We start from the raw sequence: 18,088 nt of genomic DNA, 5'->3' as shown, positions 1-18,088 counted from the left end.
TGGGCTACAGCCCGACCTTACCGCTTTCGAGCCAGGTCACATCATTCGGAGAAAGCTTGATCTCGAATGCCTCAAGGCTGTTGTTCAGCTCTCCAAGAGAACGAGGTCCGATCAGCGGCACAACCGGCCATGGCTGGTTCAGCACATAGGCAAGAGCGACCTGAATCGGAGACTTGCCAAACCGTCGCCCAAGCTCCTCTGCTCGGTCCCTGCGCTCGAAGTTCAGGTCGGAATACCAGGCACGCGCCAGTTCCGGATCGCTGAACTTGCCACGTCCGGCGCGGTCTGTGAAGAAGCCGCGCGCCTGGCTCGACCATGCAAAATTGGTGACCTTGCGATCACCGAGCCAGGATTTCCATTCGGCATCCGACGATGCGATGCAGCCAGCCCAAACGGGCTGGACCATTTCGGCGAGCGAAAAGTTGTTCGACAGCACACTCGGCTTCGTCTTGCCAGTCCTCTCCGCATAGGCGATCGCCTCGTCCATCCGCTCCCGGGTCCAGTTTGAGCCGCCGATCGGCCCTCGGATGCGGCCTGCCTTCACCTCTGCATCCATGGCATCGACGAATTCCCCGACCGGAATGTCGGGATTATCGCGGTGCATGAAATAGATATCGACATGGTCGCTCTTCAGCCGATCAAGGCTGACTGCCAGTTGCTTGGCAATGACATCGGGGTAGCAGAGCGGCGTATGGGCGCCCTTTTCGATGACCACGGTTTGGTCGCGCACGCCGCGGCTCTGCATCCACTCGCCGATCAGCCTGTCCTGCAGGCCGCCGCCGTAATGGAAGGCGGAATCGACGAGGTTGCCGCCCGCTTCGAAGAAGGCGTCCAGCACGATCGCAGCGCCGGAAAAGGTGGAGAACTCCATCAGGCCAAGAGCGGCAAGCGAGACCTCCTTTGGCAGATCGGCGATCCGGCCGCGCGCGACGTGGCTGCTCTTGCGGCCAAGGACCTCGCCACGCAAGGTCTGCCTGCGGATAGCTGGCGTCTCGATTGCATATTCAAGCCCAATCGCGGCGCGCCATTTGTCCATGACCCTCAGATTACCGAACGTGTCGGCCCGCGTCATGCCCGGATAGGCAAATTCATTGCGGCCCGCCCGGATCGCGGCGCCTGCCGCATCGACCTCGAAACTGTAGACATGTCGTGGCTCATCGACCGGAACATCCCGTTGCGAACCATCTGCGGCGAAAACGCGGATGATTGCCGTGCCGCCCGGCTTGCCGGCCGCAAACCAGAACTGGTCGATCTCGATCCGCCCGTTGGTCCCGAATATCCGCAGCACGTTGTCCTGCGCCAACGAGACCGAACACGACACCTCTGCAATGACGCCATTCGGGAAATTGAGAACTGCCGAGCTCCATTCGTCGACGCCGGTCTCGCCCAGATGGCCGACCGCAAAGACCTTGTCCGGATCGAGGACGCCACTCTCCTCGCCAACGCCGGCGATCAACCGTGCCATCGATACCGGGTAGCCGCCGACATCGAGGATGGCGCCGCCGGCAAGCTTGTTGGAAAACAGCCGATGCTCGGGCTCGAACGGCGTCTTGGCAAAGCCGAAACTCGATTTGACCAACCGCACGTCCCCGATGGTCTTCGCTTTCAAAAGCTCGATCAGCTTCAGCGTCAGGGGATGCAGGCGGTACATATAGGCCTCGCCGAGGAAGGTCCCTGCCTGGCGGGAGACCTCCTGCATGGCTTCGGCTTCGGCCGCTGAAAGACCCATCGGCTTTTCGCAGAGCACATGCTTGCCGTGCTCAGCCGCCTTGATCGCCCACTCGGCATGGCTTGGATGCGGCGTTGAAATATAGACCGCATCAATCGCCGGATCGGCCAGCAGGGCGTCGTAGCCATGAATGATGCGCGCTCCCGGAAAGCTCTCCGCGAGACCCGGCCTGCCGGGATTGCGCGTACCGATCGCCTCGACGCGCCCTGTATCGGACTGGGCAACGCCTGCAAAGAAATCCATTGCAATCCGGCCTGGCCCGAGAATTCCCCAGCGTATCTTATCATTGTTGGTCATCTAAATGTCCTCTCGGCATGGGCGCATCGCAGTTGGGGTGGGGTTGGCGCCCGATATTTCGGTTTCAAATCAATTCGATGATCGCGCAGCCATAGGCCTCGATCGATAGTGCGCCCGAGACCGCCTTGCCGCCGTCAAGCAGGTTGTGGCCTTGGGGAACCATCGCAAGAAATGCCGGCGCATCGAGGCAGTTCTGAATGAACAGCAGTCGCCGGTCGTTATTCTGGCGCATGGTCACTTCGATGCCGTCGGGCAGATCCGGCAGCAGCGGTTTGATCCCGGCTTCGACGAAGGTGCGATCGGCAAGCGCTGCGGTCAGGTCGGGCGTCAGGTAGCTGCCAACATAAAGCACTCGGCCCTTGCCGACACTGCGCGATGTCGCCATGGGCACGCCCTCGGCATAGCGGTTTGACCAGGTCGCAATGATCTCGACATCGTCCTCCACCGCCAGGTTCTCGTAATAATGCCCGGCCTCGAGTTCGCGGTTGCCGATCGTGAAGCGGCGAACACGGCGATGGGATTCGGCCGGCCGATCTGGCGGCATCACCAATCCACCCGATCGCGACATGACCTCGAAGAGCCCATTTGCACCGGGCGCGGCCAACCGGCCGAAATCTTCGACGCGTATGCCCGTCAGTCGCGACAGCGAGGACCCGGGCGCCGTGTCCCGAATGACATGGTTGTTTTCATCTCTCGTACCGGTGCGGGCGCCGATGATGACGGTGCCGCCGTTGCGCGCGAAGGCCTCCAGCCGTTCGGTCCAGTCGTCCTTCCACATCACCCAGTGCGGAACGTAAAGCAGCTTCAGCCGCGAGAGATCGTCTTCCGGATGAATGAAGCCGCAGGCGATGCCGCGATCATAGCAATATTGATGCAGGAGCACCGCGTCGTCCTGCGGGCTGGGCAGGCCGATCGAATAGGTCTTGTGAGCTTCCTGATTGTCGAAATCAGCCCCGGCGATGCCGACATCCATGCGGACATGGGTACCGAGGATCTTGTCCTTGAGCGCTGTCATCTCCGTTGCAAAGCGCTTGGCTTCGTCATAACGATGCCGCGGCACGTCGTCATGGTCAATGATGCCCATCCAGTAGATTTCCGCGCCAAAATGGGCCGGCCGCCAGCGGAAGAACATCAGTCCGTCCGCCCCGCGCGCAACCGACGACATCGCCATGCGACGCATCTCCCCGGGTTCGGGTGTCAGCGTGCAGAAGCCGGGCTGACTGCCGAAACCGGATTGCTGCTCCGGCACGATGTAGTTGCCCGAGAAACCGCGGCAGATGTCGAGATGAAGCGCCTGGACCATGGCGTGGTTGCCGATGCGCTGGAATTCGTCATACAGCATCGGATAGATGTCGTAGCCAACGAAATCGAGATCGGTCGAAAACTGACCGCGAAAATCGATGTCGCGCAGGCCGCCGAGATTGTGAAATACGAACCAGCCGGCATTTGTCGCCCGCAGTATCTCCACCTGATCATGCTGGAACCGCGCCGTCGAGAAGGCGAGGAACCGATGATAGTCCTGGACATGCCCGGGACTGGGGAAGGTCGGTGCGAATTCCAGCGGAAGGACGACCTGGCCGAAATCGTCATAGGCCGTCGCCCAGAAGTCTCCGCCCCAGGCGAAATTGAGCTTGTCGATCGACCCGTAGCGATCGGCGAGATAGGCTTGGAATTCCTTGAGCGCCGATGGCGAAAAGGATTCCGGCATGCTGGTATTGAGCTCATTGTCCGTCTGCCAGCCGATCACATGGGGGTTGTCGCGATAGTGCTCGGCCATCGCCCTGGTAATCCGCTTGCTATGTTCACGGAAGACGGGGCTGCTGGTATCGGCATGCTGGCGCGAGCCGTGGCTCATGGTCCGGCCATGGCCGTCGACCCGCAATATCTCCGGATGCGCCTGCGTCAGCCATCGCGGCGGCGTCGCCGTCGGCGTGCACATGATCGTGCTGATCCCGTGGCGGCCAAGCATGGCGATGGCGCGATCAAAGAGATCGAAGTCGAAGGTCCCCTGCCTCGGCTCGAAGATGTGCCAGGCGAATTCGCCGAGACGCGCAACGTTAAAGCCTGCTTGCGCCATGCGCTTGGCGTCGCGTTCCCAGTAACTTTCATCGACATGCTCGGGATAATGCGGGACGCCGACGAGAAAGCGGTCGGTATCGATGGTACGCCAGGCTGAAAGGTCTTTTGTGCTGCTGTTGGCTGACAAGGTATCAGGCTCCTGAACTGCGGTCATTGGTCGAGGATCGGCTTGCGGACCGTGATCGTCCGCTCGTCGTCCTGGGAAAACAGGTAGATCTCACGCGGATCGACGCGCAGGCTGACCGTGGTGTCGGCCGCGACGCCGGCGACGTGGCCGATCTGGACGGTGATATTGCCGGTGCCGCTTTCAGAGCTGACGCACTGCAGCGGCCCGGCATCGACATAGAGAATCGTCTCACGACCGAGATGCTCGACAAGACGGACGTTTCCGCAGACGGTCCCTCCCCCCGACGCCGCATCGATGACGGCGATGTTTTCCGGCCGGATGCCGAGGGTAAGTGCTGCGCCCTTTTGGACCGTTGCGCCCGTCACGAGTTCGACCGCGACCGGTGCAAGGCCAGGTGCGGAAACCGTGACCATCCTGTCCGAGACCTCATCGACGGTAACCAGGAAGAAATTCATTCGTGGCGCGCCGAGGAAACCGGCGACGAAGAGGTTGTCCGGATTGCGGTATAGCTCCAGTGGCGAACCGACCTGCTCGATAACGCCGCGATTGAGGACGACGATGCGGCTTGCCATCGTCATTGCCTCGACCTGGTCATGCGTCACGTAAACCATGGTGGCGCCGAGTTCGGCGTGCAGCCCGCTCAATTCGACCCGCATTTGCGTGCGAAGCGCTGCATCGAGGTTCGACAGCGGCTCGTCGAAAAGGAACACATCAGGCGAGCGCGTGATCGCACGGCCGATCGCGACGCGCTGGCGCTGGCCGCCCGAGAGTTGTTTCGGCCTCTTGTCAAGCTGGTCGGTGATCCTGAGGATCTTTGCCGCACGGGCAACGGCAGCGTCGATCTCGGCTTTCGGGCGCTTCGCCATCCGCAGGCCGAAACCCATGTTCTCGGCGACGGTCATGTGCGGATAGAGCGCATAGGACTGGAACACCATGGCGATGCCGCGGTCGCCCGGTTCCGCCGTGCTGACGTCACGGCCGTTGATGAGAATCTCGCCGGAGGAGATAGATTCCAGGCCGGCAATCGACTTCAGCAGCGTAGACTTGCCGCAACCGGAAGGGCCGACCATGACGATGAACTCGCCCTGCGCCACTGCCAGATCAATGCCGCGCAGCGCGTGATAGGCGCCGTAATTCTTGTTCACATGTCTAAGTTCGAGACTGGTCATGCAACTGCTCTCTCAAGTACGGAAAGTGGGGCCGGTGCGAAAGGAACCATCGAGTGCGTCATCCCTTCACGGCCCCCATGGTGAGGCCGGCGATGAAATGCTTCTGCATCAGGAAGAACATGATGACAGGCGGCACGGCGACGACGATCGTGCCGGCCGAGATCAGGTTCCAGGCGGACACCCATTCACCGCGCAGATTGGCAAGCCCGGCCGTCACCGGCTTGACCGTGTCGCTGACGGTGAGCACCACGGCCCAGAAATAGTCGTTCCAGACGAAAGTGAAGATCAGGATGGCAAGGGCTGCCAATGCGGGTCGAACCAGCGGAATGACCACATGCACCAGCGTCTGGAAGGGCGAGGCGCCCTCGGCGCGTGCCGCCTGAAACAGCTCGTCCGGCAAGGCGGCGATGAAATTACGCATGAACAGCGTCGCAAAGCCGGTTTGGAAGGCAATATGGAAGATGACCAGGGCCGCGGTCGTGTCGTAAAGGCCGATCCGCACCATCAGGTCACGCACCGGTATCATCATGATCTGATAGGGCAGGAAATTGCCGCCCACGAACAGCGCGAAGACCAGCATGTTGCCGCGAAAGCGATACCGTGCCAGCACGAAGCCGGCGAGCGTGCTGAGGACCAGTACGCCGATCACCGCCGGGATGGTGATGATCAGGCTATTCAGGAAATAGCGCGCCATCGGCGTCTGGGTGAAGACGGCTGTATAATTGTCGATCAGGCCGAACTGCGTTGGCCATCCCCAGAGATTGCCGCCCATCACGTCCTGCGTCGAGCGGAACGAGGTGAGGATGACGGCAAAGAGGGGGCACAGCCAGAGGATCAGGATCACCAGAACGACAATGACGTAGAAGCGCCGCTGCCAGATAGCCGTTTCGGGGATTGCGCGGGGATACATCAGGCGCCCCTTTCTTCGATACGAATGATGCGCGTGAGGTACCAGGTGATGAATACGGCCATGATGACGAACAGCACCGACGCGATTGCCGCGCCGTAACCGAAACGGTATGAAAATATCGACTGCTCGAACATCTGGTAGGCAAGCACTTCAGACGACCCGAACGGCCCGCCCTGCGTCATGACCGACACCATGTCGAAGGACCGAAGTGCCCCAACGACCGTAACCGCGATGGCGATGAAGGTGACTTGCGTCATCTGCGGCAACACGATGTGGCGCAGCATATTCCAGCCCCTAGCGCCGTCGACGCGGCCGGCACCGATCAACTCCTCGCTGAGATTATTGAGCCCGGCCAGATAGAGCACCATGCAGAAGGCGATCTGCGGCCAGAGCGCGGCAATGACGATCGCAAAAGTCACGAGGTGCTCATCGGAAAGGACTGCCGGAGCCGTGGCGCCGAAGAAACCGAAGATGAGTGCGAGCAATCCCAGTTGTGGCGTGTAGACCCAGGTGAAGACCACGCCAACGGCGACCGATGCCAGCACAAGCGGAATGAAGAAAAGCGATTTCATCAGCCGCATGCCGCGGATCTTCTGATTGACCAGAAGCGCGATCGCGAGCCCAATGGGCGGCGCCGCCATGAACATGATCAGCCAGATCAGATTATTCTTCAGCGAGACATAAAACTGCGGATCGCCGATAAGTTCTTCATAGTTGCCGAAGCCGACCCACGTCATCGGGCTGAAGCCGTCCCAGTCGTGCAGGCTGATCCAGAGACTCTCGACGGCAGACCACAGGATCACGACAGAGAAGAGTATTGCGGCAGGAAGAATAAGCAGGGTCGGAGTCATCCACCAGCGATGGCGCTGCCATAGCTTTGTCATTGTATCCTCGTTCGGGTTGGAGCGGCGGAACGCCCGTTCCGCCGCTCGGTCGCTGGGAGGAAATCAGATTTTGTAGATGCGCTTGCGGGTCGCCTCGAGCCGCTTCAGGATGTCATCGCGCCGCTCGGGCTTTGCCATGAATTCCTGAAAGCCGACGAGGCCTGCCTGCGCCATGTCCGGATCGCTGTCGCGGTCGTAGTATTGCGACGTGCCCTGGATCGTCTTCAAAACATCGACGGCGGCGTTGACGAGCGGATCCTTGCTTGGCGGCAGGTCGTTGCGCGGTGGAACGTTGCCGGCTGGCTCCAAATAAGCGCCCAAGTTTTCCGGCTTATAGAAATAGGCCAAGAATTCGCGGGCGCCTTGCTTGTTCTTGGCATTTTTCGGAATATGCACCGAATTCAGCGAAAACTCTTCGAAACGGCCGACCTTCGGATCGATAGTCGGGAACGGTGCGAAGGCAAGCTGATCGAGCTGGTCCTTCGGGAAGGTTGCTCGAACGAAGGCACCCAGATTCATCATGCCAGCCTTCTTCTGCGACAATAGAGCGCCCGCTTCCTGCCAGCCGAAGGACGTGTTGTTCGCCGTGAAGAACTCCTGCTTGATCAGCATTTCCCACTGGTCGAAGACCGGCTTGAGGCTCGGATCGAGATAGCTCATCTCGCCGTTCATCAAGGCCATGTGCTTGTCGAGGCCGTTGATGCGAAGGTTCATCTGATCGAACCAGCCGGCAGCCGGCCAGAGCTCCTTGGTACCCATCGCGATAGGCGTTAGATTGGCGCTCTTGCATTTGGCGCCGAATGCCAGGAAGTCATCCCATGTGCCCGGCATAGTTGCTCCGAGTTGGGCAAAGACGTCCTTGCGATAGAACATGCCCCAGAGCGTTCCTCCCGTCGGCAGTCCATATTGCTTGCCGTCGACGGTAACAGAACCCGCAGTCGCACCGAGTACGTCCTTGTATTTTTCCTTCTCGAATAGATCGGAGATGTCGTCGAACAGACCGCGCTTCACGAATGCACGCATTCGGTTCCCGGAAAACCAGAAGCAGATGTCGGGCGCGCCGGCGACCAGATAGTTGCGGATCGCCGTCTTATGGGCCTCGTGATCCATATTGTTAACGGTCACCTTGCAGCCAGCCTGCTTGCCGAAGTCATCGGCGATCTTGCCTAAGATCGTCAGCGCCTCAGCATTGTTCTCATCGGAAATGATCGTGATATCCTGCGCCTGCGCGATGGCGGGCATCGGCAGGCCGGTCATGGCGATAGCGGAAACCGCACCTGCACCTTTCAGAAAGTTGCGCCGGCCCGTTTCCTTCCCGAGCAAATTGCCCGTCTTTCCAAGCAAATCGAAAGTCATGTGAACTCCTCCCTTTTGATGCCCTCTTCCATCCTCGCCAGCACAGATCGGCTGGGACGCCCTCCAGCATGTCCAACCATTTCCGAACGCGCGATTTCGCATAGCCGGGCGCGCCACTGCTGACGCATTGGCGGCGCTATCGGTTGGGGAGACCTCGTGTACGTATTTGCTGACTTCTTCGTGCTTCCGCACGAGCCGGATATTGATCGGCCAGTGAAGTTATGCATAAGTTTAAAACAGACGCAATAATTAATTTACAAAATTAAGAAATGAAAACCGTGAAGCTCAAAGGCGACCAAAGCACGTCCCGCGCGATGAACCGGCGGCTCATTCTCAATCTTCTGCGACAGGAGGGACCGAAGAGCCGTGCCGAAATCGCAACGACGACCGGCCTCAGCCCCGCGGCCGTGACCTTCGTCATCGGTGACCTTATCGAGGAGGGCCATGTATGCGAGGGAAAGGCGGTCGCAGGCCTTTCGGGCCGCCGGCCGATCCCCGTCGACATCAATTATGCCAACGGATTGGCCATCGGCTTCAAGCTGATGGTCGGGGCCGCGGAATGCGTGGTGACGGATCTGGCGACTGACCCGCTGGCCTCGATCCGCCTCACCTTCTCCAGTCGCGACCCGGCACATGTCGTCGAGACACTGGCCGCTTCGGTGCCTGACCTGTTGCAATCCGCTAATCGTCCGAGTGCGCGTCTGGCGGGCATCGGTGTTTCAGTGCCGGGTGTCATCGACAATGACCAAGCGGCCTGCGTGCGGAGCCACCGTTTCAATTGGGACAATGTCCCGCTTGCCCGCATGCTTGCCGAAAAGGTGAAAGTGCCGGTCTGGCTTGAAGACGATACCAACGCATACGCCGTTGCCCAACAGCTATTCGGGCTCGGCCGCCAGCATCGCAACATGGCCGTGCTGGCCATCGGCGTCGGTATCAGCTGCGCGCTGATCATCGACGGCAAACTTTATCGCGGTGCCAATGGCGCGGCAGGCAAATTCGGCCACACGCTTCTCGAGGAGGACGGGCGGCTTTGCGAATGCGGCAAGCGCGGCTGCCTCATGGCCTACTATTCCGAACCGTCCTTGCTGAAAACATGGAGGAAGGAAACCGGGCGAGACGACACGTCGGGTCTGGCAGCGATGCTGGATGCATTGGAGAACCAGGAGCCGGCCATCGTTGCCCTGTTGGGGCAAGCAGGCAGCGGCATCGGCAAATCGCTCGCCAATCTTGTCAACATCACCGATCCGCAAGTCATTGTTGTCGGCGGAGAAGCGGTCTCTTTTGGCGAAACCCTGTTCGGCCCCTTACGGGCGTCATTGCTCAAGCACACCTTTCGTGCCCCTCCCCCGCTTCTGCCCGACTGGGAGGATAATTCCTGGGCGAGAGGCGCTGCCGCCCTCGTGACCCAGAAGCTCTTCGATTTCGAAACCAGCTCCGGGACTGTCGGCAAGGCCGAGCCGACGGCCGGCGCGTTGCTGTTGAACAGCTGAGTGATGCCTGCATTCGGGAGCAGCAAGAGGCTCCGCGTGGCAGAGAAACCGTCCGTGCGGTTTGCCCGCTGACGACCAATCGCGCAGCACAAAATTACCCTTGAAAGCACAATAATTCTCTGGTCGCTCGAGCCGTTATAGGCATAATCGCGTCTCACAGACAGCGAGCAACTGCCGACGAGGAGAGGCAGAAGGAGGAGAAAGCGTAGTTTTACTGCGTTTTTGCGGCTTGGAGGAACATACCTTCGGCCAATATTCCCCCTTGTTGTTCGTTCGAATAGAGGTGAGGGTCATGAGTTTCAAAATCGCTATCATAGGCGCGGGCAGCGTCGGCTTCACGAAGAAATTATTCACGGACATCCTCTGCGTTCCGGAGTTCAAGGATGTCGAATTCGCGCTGACCGATCTCAGCGAACATAACCTCAAAATGATCAAGGCGATCCTTGACCGGATCGTCTCGTCGAACGATCTCCCGACCCGCGTGACGGCGACAACTGATCGCCGCAAAGCGATCGAAGGCGCCAGATATGTCATCAGCTGCGTGCGCGTCGGTGGGCTCGAGGCCTATGCCGACGATATCCGCATTCCGCTGAAATACGGCATCGACCAGTGTGTCGGCGATACGATCTGTGCCGGCGGCATCCTCTACGGCCAGCGCAACATTCCCGTCATTCTCGATTTCTGCAAGGACATCCGCGAGGTCGCCGAGAGCGGCGCCACGTTCCTGAACTATGCAAACCCGATGGCGATGAACACTTGGGCCGCGATCGAATACGGCAAGGTCAACACGGTCGGCCTTTGCCACGGCGTACAGCACGGCGCCGAACAGATCGCCGAAGTCCTGGGCGCCAAGTCGAAGCAGGAGCTTGACTATGTCTGCTCGGGCATAAACCACCAGACATGGTTTGTCGATTTGCGCCTCAATGGCCGTAAGATCGGCAAGGACGAGCTGATTTCAGCCTTTGAGGCTCACCCGGTCTATTCCCAACAGGAGAAGCTGCGCATCGATGTGTTGAAGCGCTTCGGCGTCTATTCGACTGAAAGCAACGGCCACCTGTCCGAATACCTGCCCTGGTATCGCAAGCGGCCGGACGAGATCAAAAAATGGATCGACATGTCCGACTGGATCCATGGCGAGACCGGCGGCTATCTCCGGCATTCAACCGAAACCCGCAACTGGTTCGAGACTGAATTCCAGCAGATCCTCGACTCGGCCGCCGCTCCCATCGAACCGGCACGTCGCTCGAACGAGCATGCAAGCCATATTCTCGAGGCGCTGGAGACGAACCGTGTCTATCGGGGTCACTTCAACGTCAAGAACAACGGCGTCATCACCAATCTGCCCGCCGACGCGATCATAGAATCGCCCGGCTTCGTCGATCGGTTCGGCATCAACATGGTAGCCGGCATCACCCTGCCCGAAGCCTGCGCTGCAACCTGCATCGCATCGATCAACGTCCAGCGCATGTCGGTGCACGCAGCGGTCACCGGCGACATCGACCTCCTGAAGCTGGCTGTACTGCATGATCCGCTCGTCGGCGCAGTTTCCACCCCGGAAGAGGTCTGGCAGATGGTTGACGAGATGGTCGTCGCCCAGGCCCGCTGGCTTCCCCAATATGCGCATGCGATCGACGGCGCCAAGGAGCGGCTGTCGAAGTCCAAGGTGCAGACGCGAGACTGGAAGGGCGCGGCAACCCGCAACGTCCGTTCGATCGAGGAACTAAGGGTTGAGAAGGCCGCGCTGAAGCAAGCGGGCTGATAGATCAGGGACGAAATGGCGGCGGCGGATCTTTGGAGGAGAGACGCCGTTCGGCCGGTTCGTTTCATGTGTGGAGGAGCCGAGCAGTCCTCAATGGACGCTCGCGACAAGAGGGAGAGACGATGACCCATTTCCGACCCATCAGCATTGTTGCGGGGCTGGCGCTTGCTGCGTCCGTTCTTGCGATGAATGCGCACGCCGCCGAGCCGACCGTGGCGCCGGTGGCGCCAGCCTTCCCGGCCGAAGGCAAGATCAAATATGTCGCCCGCGACTCCATCCTGGAGTTCAAGGCGCTTGCGGAATATCACGAGCCCGACTGGGTCAACGACAAGTTCGTCAAGACCGGCAAGTTGCCGCCGCTCAAGGAGCGCCTGCCCAAGGAGCCGCTGGTCTATAAGACTGGCAACATGCCCGACGGCATCGGTGTCTATGGCGACACAATGCGCCACGTCATCGGCGGACGGCCGGAAGGTTGGAACTACGGCGCCGGCCAGACCCAGGGTTGGGGCGGCATCGACATCGGCCTTTCGGAATGCCTGACGCGGACTGCACCGCTATTCCAGGTCGAGGCAAAAGACACCGAACCGCTGCCGAACCTTGCCAGGAGCTGGGAATGGTCGCCGGATGGCCACAAGCTCACCATGCACCTGATCGAAGGGGCCAAGTGGTCCGACGGCGTCGCCTTCAACGCTGACGACGTAATGTTCTACTGGGACGACGAAGTCGTCGACCCCAACGTATCACCGCTCAACGGCGCAACGCCGGAGACCTTCGGTGTCGGAACGACGCTGAAGAAGATCGATGACTACACTGTCGAATGGACCTTCAAGGACGCATTTCCGCGGCAATATCTGTTCGCCATGGCCTACGGCACGTTCTGCCCCGGCCCTTCGCATATCCTGAAGCCGCAGCATCCGAAATATTCCAAGAACACCTACGACCAGTTCAAGAACGCCTTTCCGCCGGAATATATGAACATGCCGGTCATGGGTGCCTGGGTGCCGGTCGAATATCGGCCTGACGACATCATCGTGATGCGCCGCAACCCCTATTACTGGAAGGTCGACGAGAAGGGCAACCAGCTGCCCTACCTCAACGAACTCCACTACAAGCTTTCGACATGGGCAGACCGGGACGTTCAGGCCGTTGCCGGCTCAGGCGACATCTCCAACCTGGAACAGCCGGAAAACTTCGTGGCTTCGCTGAAGCGCGCCGCGCAGCCGGATGCGCCGTCCCGTCTCGCCTTCGGGCCGCGTCTGATCGGCTATAATCTGCATATGAACTTCTCGGCGAACGGCTGGGGAAATCCCGATGCACGCGAACAGGCTGTTCGCGAGCTGAACCGTAACCTCGACTTCCGCAAGGCCGTGACGATGGCACTCGATCGCAAGGCGACCGGCGAATCGCTGGTCAAGGGGCCGTTCACGGCCATCTATCCGGGCGGCCTCTCCTCGGGCACCGGCTTCTACGACCGCCAGTCGACCGTCTACTATCCCTTCGATCTTGCCGGCGCCAAGGCTGAACTGGCGAAAGCGGGCTTGAAGGACACCGATGGCGACGGCATCGTCAACTTCCCGACCGGCACTGCCGGCGGCAAGGACGTCGAGATCGTGCTTCTCGTCAATAACGACTACGGCACCGACAAGAGCCTTGCCGAAGGTGTTATTGCGCAAATGGAGAAGCTCGGGATCCGGGTTATCCTCAACTCGCTGACCGGCACCCAGCGTGACGCTGCAAACTATGCGGGCCGCTTCGACTGGATGGTGATGCGCAATCACACGGAGCTCTCTTCCGTGGTGCAGAACACCGAACAGCTAGCACCGGTTGGCCCGCGCACAAGCTGGCATCACCGGGCGCCGGAAAATGGTCAGCTCGATCTGATGCCCTTCGAACAGCAGCTGGTCGATATCGTCGACAAGTTCATGACCACGCAGGACAATGACGAGCGTACCAAGCTGATGAAGCAGTACCAGAAGGTCTATACGGAGAACGTCAACACCGTCGGGCTGACCGAATATCCAGGCGCGCTGATCATCAACAAGCGTTTCTCGAATATTCCGCAGGGAACGCCGATCTTCATGTTCAACTGGGCCGAGGATGCGATCATTCGCGAGCGTGTCTTCGTCGCGGCCGACAAGCAGGGCAAGTATGAGCTGTTTCCGCAGCAGCTGCCCGGCAAGCCCGGCGATAGCGGCCCGATCAACTAGCCTCCCAGGGGAAATGAAGTCTCCGGTCGCACGCGGGTGCGGCCGGGCCCCGATGAACACAGCCGTCGCTTAACGCTCCGACAGAGCCCGAACCGATGGCGGCAACAAGAGAAATAACCGTCCCATGTTGCGATTTCTGCTCGTCCGTATCGCCTCGGCAATTCCGGTGCTCTTCATCCTGAGCCTGGTGACCTTCACGATCATTCAGGCGCCGCCGGGTGACTACGCTGACTATATCCGCTCGCAGGCCATGAACCAGGGCGGCGCGTCCTTCGCGCAGGCCGATGCCCAGGCACAGGCCTATCGCAAGGAACACGGTCTCGATAAGCCGATACCAATTCAATATCTCAACTGGATCGGCGGCATCGTCACCCATGGCGATTTCGGCTACAGCATGTTCTACAACAAGCCGGTGGCCGACGTTGTCGGTGAGCGGCTGCCGCGAACCCTGATCCTCGCGCTTGTCTGCCATATCTTCGCGTCGATACTGGGCATCAGTTTCGGCATATTGGCGGCGACGCGACAATATAGCTGGATCGACACGGTGCTGTCGGGCGTCGCTTTCCTCGGCATGACGGTGCCGCGCTTCCTGATGGCGCTGATCATCGTCTATCTGCTTGTCTTCCAGCTCAACGTCGCGGAAATCGGCAGTTTCTATTCGCCGCAATATGGTGGCGCACCCTGGTCCTTCGCAAAGCTCGGCGATCTCATCCGACACGTCTGGCCGGTGGTCGCAATCGCCACCTTCGGCGGGCTTGCCTACAACATGCGCATCATGCGCGGCAACCTGCTGGATACGCTGAACGCGCAATATGTCGAAACGGCCCGCGCCAAGGGCCTGAGCGGGGCGGCTGTTGTCATGCGTCACGCCGTGCCGAACGCGCTACATCCGCTGGTCATGTACCAGGGCGTCGTGCTTCCCTACATGCTGACCGGGGAGATCGAGACGGCGATCGTCTTTGCGCTTCCGACCGTCGGCCCCGCCATCGTCGGTTCCATGGCCGTCGGCGACGTCTATGTGACGGCGACCTTCATGATGGTCCTGTCCGCCACGTTGATCGTCGGAAACATCATCGCCGATATGCTCCTCGCCTTGCTCGACCCGCGGGTCCGCCAACACGGAGGAGCGTTCTGATGCTGGCTTTCTCGGACTCCACACCCCCGACTGAAGAAAAGCTGAAGCCTACGGGCGGCAATGAGAGCTATCCCGCACTTGTCTGGCGACGCCTGAAACGCTCGTGGACCGGCATGAGCGGCCTCCTTCTTGTGGTTCTCCTGCTGCTCATGTCCGTTTTCGCGGAATTCGTTGCACCGCTTGACCCGAAGGCGACCGACAGCGGCTTTGCGCCACCGCAGGTGATGAGCTTTCACGACAAGGACGGCAATTTCTCGCTCCAGCCGCGCGTCTATGCGCTTGCCGAAACCGAGGAGCTCGATCCGGTGACGTTTCAGCCGATCGTCGGACCGGACTACAACAATCCCCGGCTTCTCGGTTTCTTCGTCAAGGGCGCGTCCTATGATCTGTTCGGCCTGATCCCGGGGGACCGGCATCTCTTCGGGACGACCGACGGCCAGCCGGTACATTTTCTGGGTACTGACAAGTTCGGCCGCGACATTCTTTCGCGCGCCGTCTACGGTTCGCGCGTCTCGCTGATGATCGCGCTGACCGTCGTGTTCATTGTCACGGTGGTCGGGACGACGGTCGGCATGGTGTCGGGCTACTTCGGCGGCACGTTCGATGCCTGGCTGCAGCGCTTCGTCGACCTCGTGCTCGCCTTCCCGCAATTGCCGCTCTATCTGGCCTTGACTTCGCTCATCCCGGTGACCGCGCCAACCAATGTCTTTCTGGCCTTTGTGATCATCGTCATGTCGGCGCTCGGCTGGGCGCAGATGTCGCGCGAGGTGCGCGGCAAGACGCTCGCGCTGGCGCGGATCGACTATGTTCGCGCTGCGATGGCCGTCGGTGCCACCGACCGCCGCATCATCCTGCAACACATCTTTCCAAACGTGATGAGCCACGTCATCGTTTCCGTGACACTGGCAATTCCGAGTGTCGTGCTGCTCGAATCCTTCCTCGGTTTCCTTGGATTCGCCGTCAAGCCGCCGCTGATCTCCTGGGGCCTGATGCTGCAGGACACCTCGACCTATTCCGTCATCGGCTCCTATCCCTGGATCCTTTCGCCCGTCGCCTTCGTGCTGATCACCGTCTTTGCGTTCAATGCGCTCGGCGACGGTCTGCGCGATGCTGTCGACCCCTATTGAGAAGGAGGACGCAACGTGGCTCTTGCACTCGTCAACCCGTTTGCCCCCGCCGTTCGACATGATAGCGAAGGGCGCACGACGTCGCCTGTCATCGACGCCCGCAATGTCGCCGTCACCTTCAAGGTCGAGGACGGCATGGTCGAAGCCGTCAAGGATATCTCTTTCCAGCTCTATCGCGGCGAGACGATCGCCATCGTTGGCGAATCCGGCTCCGGAAAATCCGTGACGGCAAGGACCGTGATGGGACTGCTGACCAAGCGGGCAGTCGTGGCGCCACAATCCACCGTCGACTATGACGGCCGTAACGTTCTGAAATTCTCCGAGAGGGAGCGGCGCAAGCTGCGCGGCGACCGCATCTCGATGATCTTCCAGGAGCCGATGAGCTCCCTGAACCCGATCTACACCATCGGCAGCCAGATCGTTGAGGCGATCCGCGTGCATCGGCGTATGAGCCGCCGCGACGCGCAGAACCGGGCGCTGGAGCTTCTGAAGCAGGTGCAGATCCCCGATCCTGCCGCACGTCTGAACCAGTATCCGCATCAGCTGTCCGGCGGCCAGCGCCAGCGCGTGATGATCGCCATGGCGCTCGCCAACGATCCCGACGTGCTGATTGCCGACGAGCCGACGACGGCACTCGACGTCACCGTCCAGGCTCAGATCCTCAACCTGATCCGCAATCTCCAGCAGCAGCTCGGCATGGCCGTGATCCTGATCACGCACGACCTGACGGTCGTCAAGCAGTTCTCCGACTATGTGTATGTCATGCAGCATGGCGAGATGCGCGAGCACAATACGACCGAGGCACTTTTCGCCAACCCACAGCACGCCTACACCCGGCATCTGCTTGCGTCTGAGCCCAAAGGCCATGCCAAGCCCTTGCCGGAGGGCTGCGATACTATCCTCGAAGGCAAGGCAGTGCGGGTGTCCTTCATGCTGCGCCACGGGACCTTCTTCAAGCCGGAAATGCGGGCGCTCGTTGCCGTCGACAGCCTCGATATCGAGCTGAAAAGGCATGAGACACTGGGCATCGTCGGCGAATCCGGCTCCGGCAAAACGACGTTCGGCCAGGCGCTGCTGCGCTTGATCAATTCGGAAAGCGGCGAGATCTATTTCGACCGCCAGGCGATCCACGACCGGTCACGCAATGAGATGCGCCCGCTGCGCTCGCGCATGCAGATCGTCTTCCAGGATCCATTCTCATCGCTCAATCCCCGCATGCCGGTGGGGCAGATCATCGAGGAGGGGTTGATCGTCAACGGCATCGGCGCCGACAAGTCGGAGCGGTTGGGACGGGTGAAGGACGCGCTCGTCAGCGCCGGGATGCCAGCCAATATCCTCTCACGCTTTCCGCACGAATTTTCCGGCGGCCAGCGCCAGCGCATCGCGATTGCCCGCGCCATCGCACTGGAGCCCGAATTCATCCTGCTGGACGAGCCCACTTCGGCGCTCGATCTCTCGGTCCAGGCGCAGATCATCGACTTGCTGCGCAAGCTGCAGGACGAACGCGGTCTCAGCTATCTGTTCATCTCGCACGACCTCAAGGTCGTTCGTGCCCTCTGCCATCGCGTCATGGTCATGCAGAACGGCCAGATCATCGAAGAGGGTCCTGTCGAGGACGTCCTTTCCCACCCCCAAACCCCCTACACGGCCCGGCTGGTGAAGGCCGCGTTCGAGGTAGCCTGACATTTACGTGCGGAGACATTGATGACAGCCAACCCCAAGATCACCTTCATCGGCGCCGGCTCGACGGTGTTCATGAAGAACATCATCGGCGACATCCTGCAGCGCCCGGCGCTGTCGGGTGCGAGGATCGCCCTGA

13 protein-coding genes are annotated in these 18,088 nt (G+C 60.4%); 7 read left to right on the top strand and 6 right to left on the bottom strand.

Going from position 1 to position 18,088, the window contains the following annotated elements; genetic code table 11:
• Positions 1 to 4 precede the first annotated feature (4 nt).
• The 6 genes from CPY51_RS07445 to CPY51_RS07420 form a co-directional block, all read right to left on the bottom strand.
• Positions 5 to 2,026 carry an aldo/keto reductase gene (locus tag CPY51_RS07445; RefSeq protein WP_111159650.1) on the bottom strand — a complete coding sequence of 674 codons (2,022 nt, stop codon included), beginning with the start codon at positions 2,024 to 2,026 and terminating at the stop codon, positions 5 to 7.
• A 64-nt stretch (positions 2,027 to 2,090) separates the two neighbouring features.
• On the bottom strand, positions 2,091 to 4,259 hold the full coding sequence (locus CPY51_RS07440; RefSeq protein ID WP_111159649.1) for a beta-galactosidase: 2,169 nt from the start codon (positions 4,257 to 4,259) through the stop codon (positions 2,091 to 2,093).
• A complete protein-coding gene (locus CPY51_RS07435; RefSeq protein WP_111159648.1) occupies positions 4,256 to 5,401 on the bottom strand; it encodes an ABC transporter ATP-binding protein in 1,146 nt (381 codons plus the stop codon). Before CPY51_RS07435 ends, CPY51_RS07440 begins: the two co-directional genes overlap by 4 nt.
• A gap of 58 nt (positions 5,402 to 5,459) precedes the next feature.
• Positions 5,460 to 6,311 (bottom strand): carbohydrate ABC transporter permease, encoded by an 852-nt coding sequence (locus tag CPY51_RS07430; RefSeq protein WP_111159647.1) that lies wholly within the window; start codon positions 6,309 to 6,311, stop codon positions 5,460 to 5,462.
• Positions 6,311 to 7,195, bottom strand: coding sequence for a carbohydrate ABC transporter permease (locus CPY51_RS07425; protein WP_111159646.1), 885 nt, complete (start codon positions 7,193 to 7,195; stop codon positions 6,311 to 6,313). The genes CPY51_RS07430 and CPY51_RS07425 overlap by 1 nt, the downstream gene beginning before the upstream one ends.
• A 63-nt stretch (positions 7,196 to 7,258) precedes the next feature.
• Positions 7,259 to 8,551 (bottom strand): ABC transporter substrate-binding protein, encoded by a 1,293-nt coding sequence (locus CPY51_RS07420; protein WP_111159645.1) that lies wholly within the window; start codon positions 8,549 to 8,551, stop codon positions 7,259 to 7,261.
• Positions 8,552 to 8,829: 278 nt separating this feature from the next.
• On the opposite strand from CPY51_RS07420, the gene CPY51_RS07415 reads away from it, so the two are divergent.
• The 7 genes from CPY51_RS07415 to CPY51_RS33755 all read left to right on the top strand — a co-directional run.
• The gene (locus CPY51_RS07415) at positions 8,830 to 10,041 is read left to right on the top strand and encodes an ROK family transcriptional regulator (RefSeq protein ID WP_111159670.1); all 1,212 of its coding nucleotides are present in this window, start codon (positions 8,830 to 8,832) and stop codon (positions 10,039 to 10,041) included.
• A gap of 292 nt (positions 10,042 to 10,333) precedes the next feature.
• Positions 10,334 to 11,800 carry an alpha-glucosidase/alpha-galactosidase gene (melA, locus tag CPY51_RS07410; RefSeq protein WP_111159669.1) on the top strand — a complete coding sequence of 489 codons (1,467 nt, stop codon included), beginning with the start codon at positions 10,334 to 10,336 and terminating at the stop codon, positions 11,798 to 11,800.
• A gap of 122 nt (positions 11,801 to 11,922) precedes the next feature.
• Positions 11,923 to 14,007, top strand: coding sequence for an ABC transporter substrate-binding protein (locus CPY51_RS07405; protein WP_111159644.1), 2,085 nt, complete (start codon positions 11,923 to 11,925; stop codon positions 14,005 to 14,007).
• 124 nt (positions 14,008 to 14,131) lie between these two features.
• Positions 14,132 to 15,142, top strand: a complete 1,011-nt coding sequence (locus tag CPY51_RS07400) for an ABC transporter permease (protein ID WP_111159643.1) — start codon at positions 14,132 to 14,134, stop codon at positions 15,140 to 15,142.
• Complete coding sequence (locus CPY51_RS07395) at positions 15,142 to 16,269, top strand: ABC transporter permease (protein ID WP_111159642.1); 1,128 nt, start codon at positions 15,142 to 15,144, stop codon at positions 16,267 to 16,269. The genes CPY51_RS07400 and CPY51_RS07395 overlap by 1 nt, the downstream gene beginning before the upstream one ends.
• Before the next feature lie 15 nt (positions 16,270 to 16,284).
• Positions 16,285 to 17,952, top strand: a complete 1,668-nt coding sequence (locus CPY51_RS07390; RefSeq protein WP_111159641.1) for an ABC transporter ATP-binding protein — start codon at positions 16,285 to 16,287, stop codon at positions 17,950 to 17,952.
• Positions 17,953 to 17,973: 21 nt separating this feature from the next.
• Positions 17,974 to 18,088: family 4 glycosyl hydrolase (locus CPY51_RS33755; protein ID WP_146260092.1), on the top strand; the 115-nt coding region annotated here is incomplete at its 3' end.

This window comes from Arminella tubonensis (assembly GCF_003240585.1).
In the GTDB taxonomy this organism is placed as follows: domain Bacteria; phylum Pseudomonadota; class Alphaproteobacteria; order Rhizobiales; family Rhizobiaceae; genus Rhizobium; species Rhizobium tubonense.
Note: the sequence above shows the minus strand (reverse complement) of the source record. Positions and strands in the feature narration are given on the sequence as shown.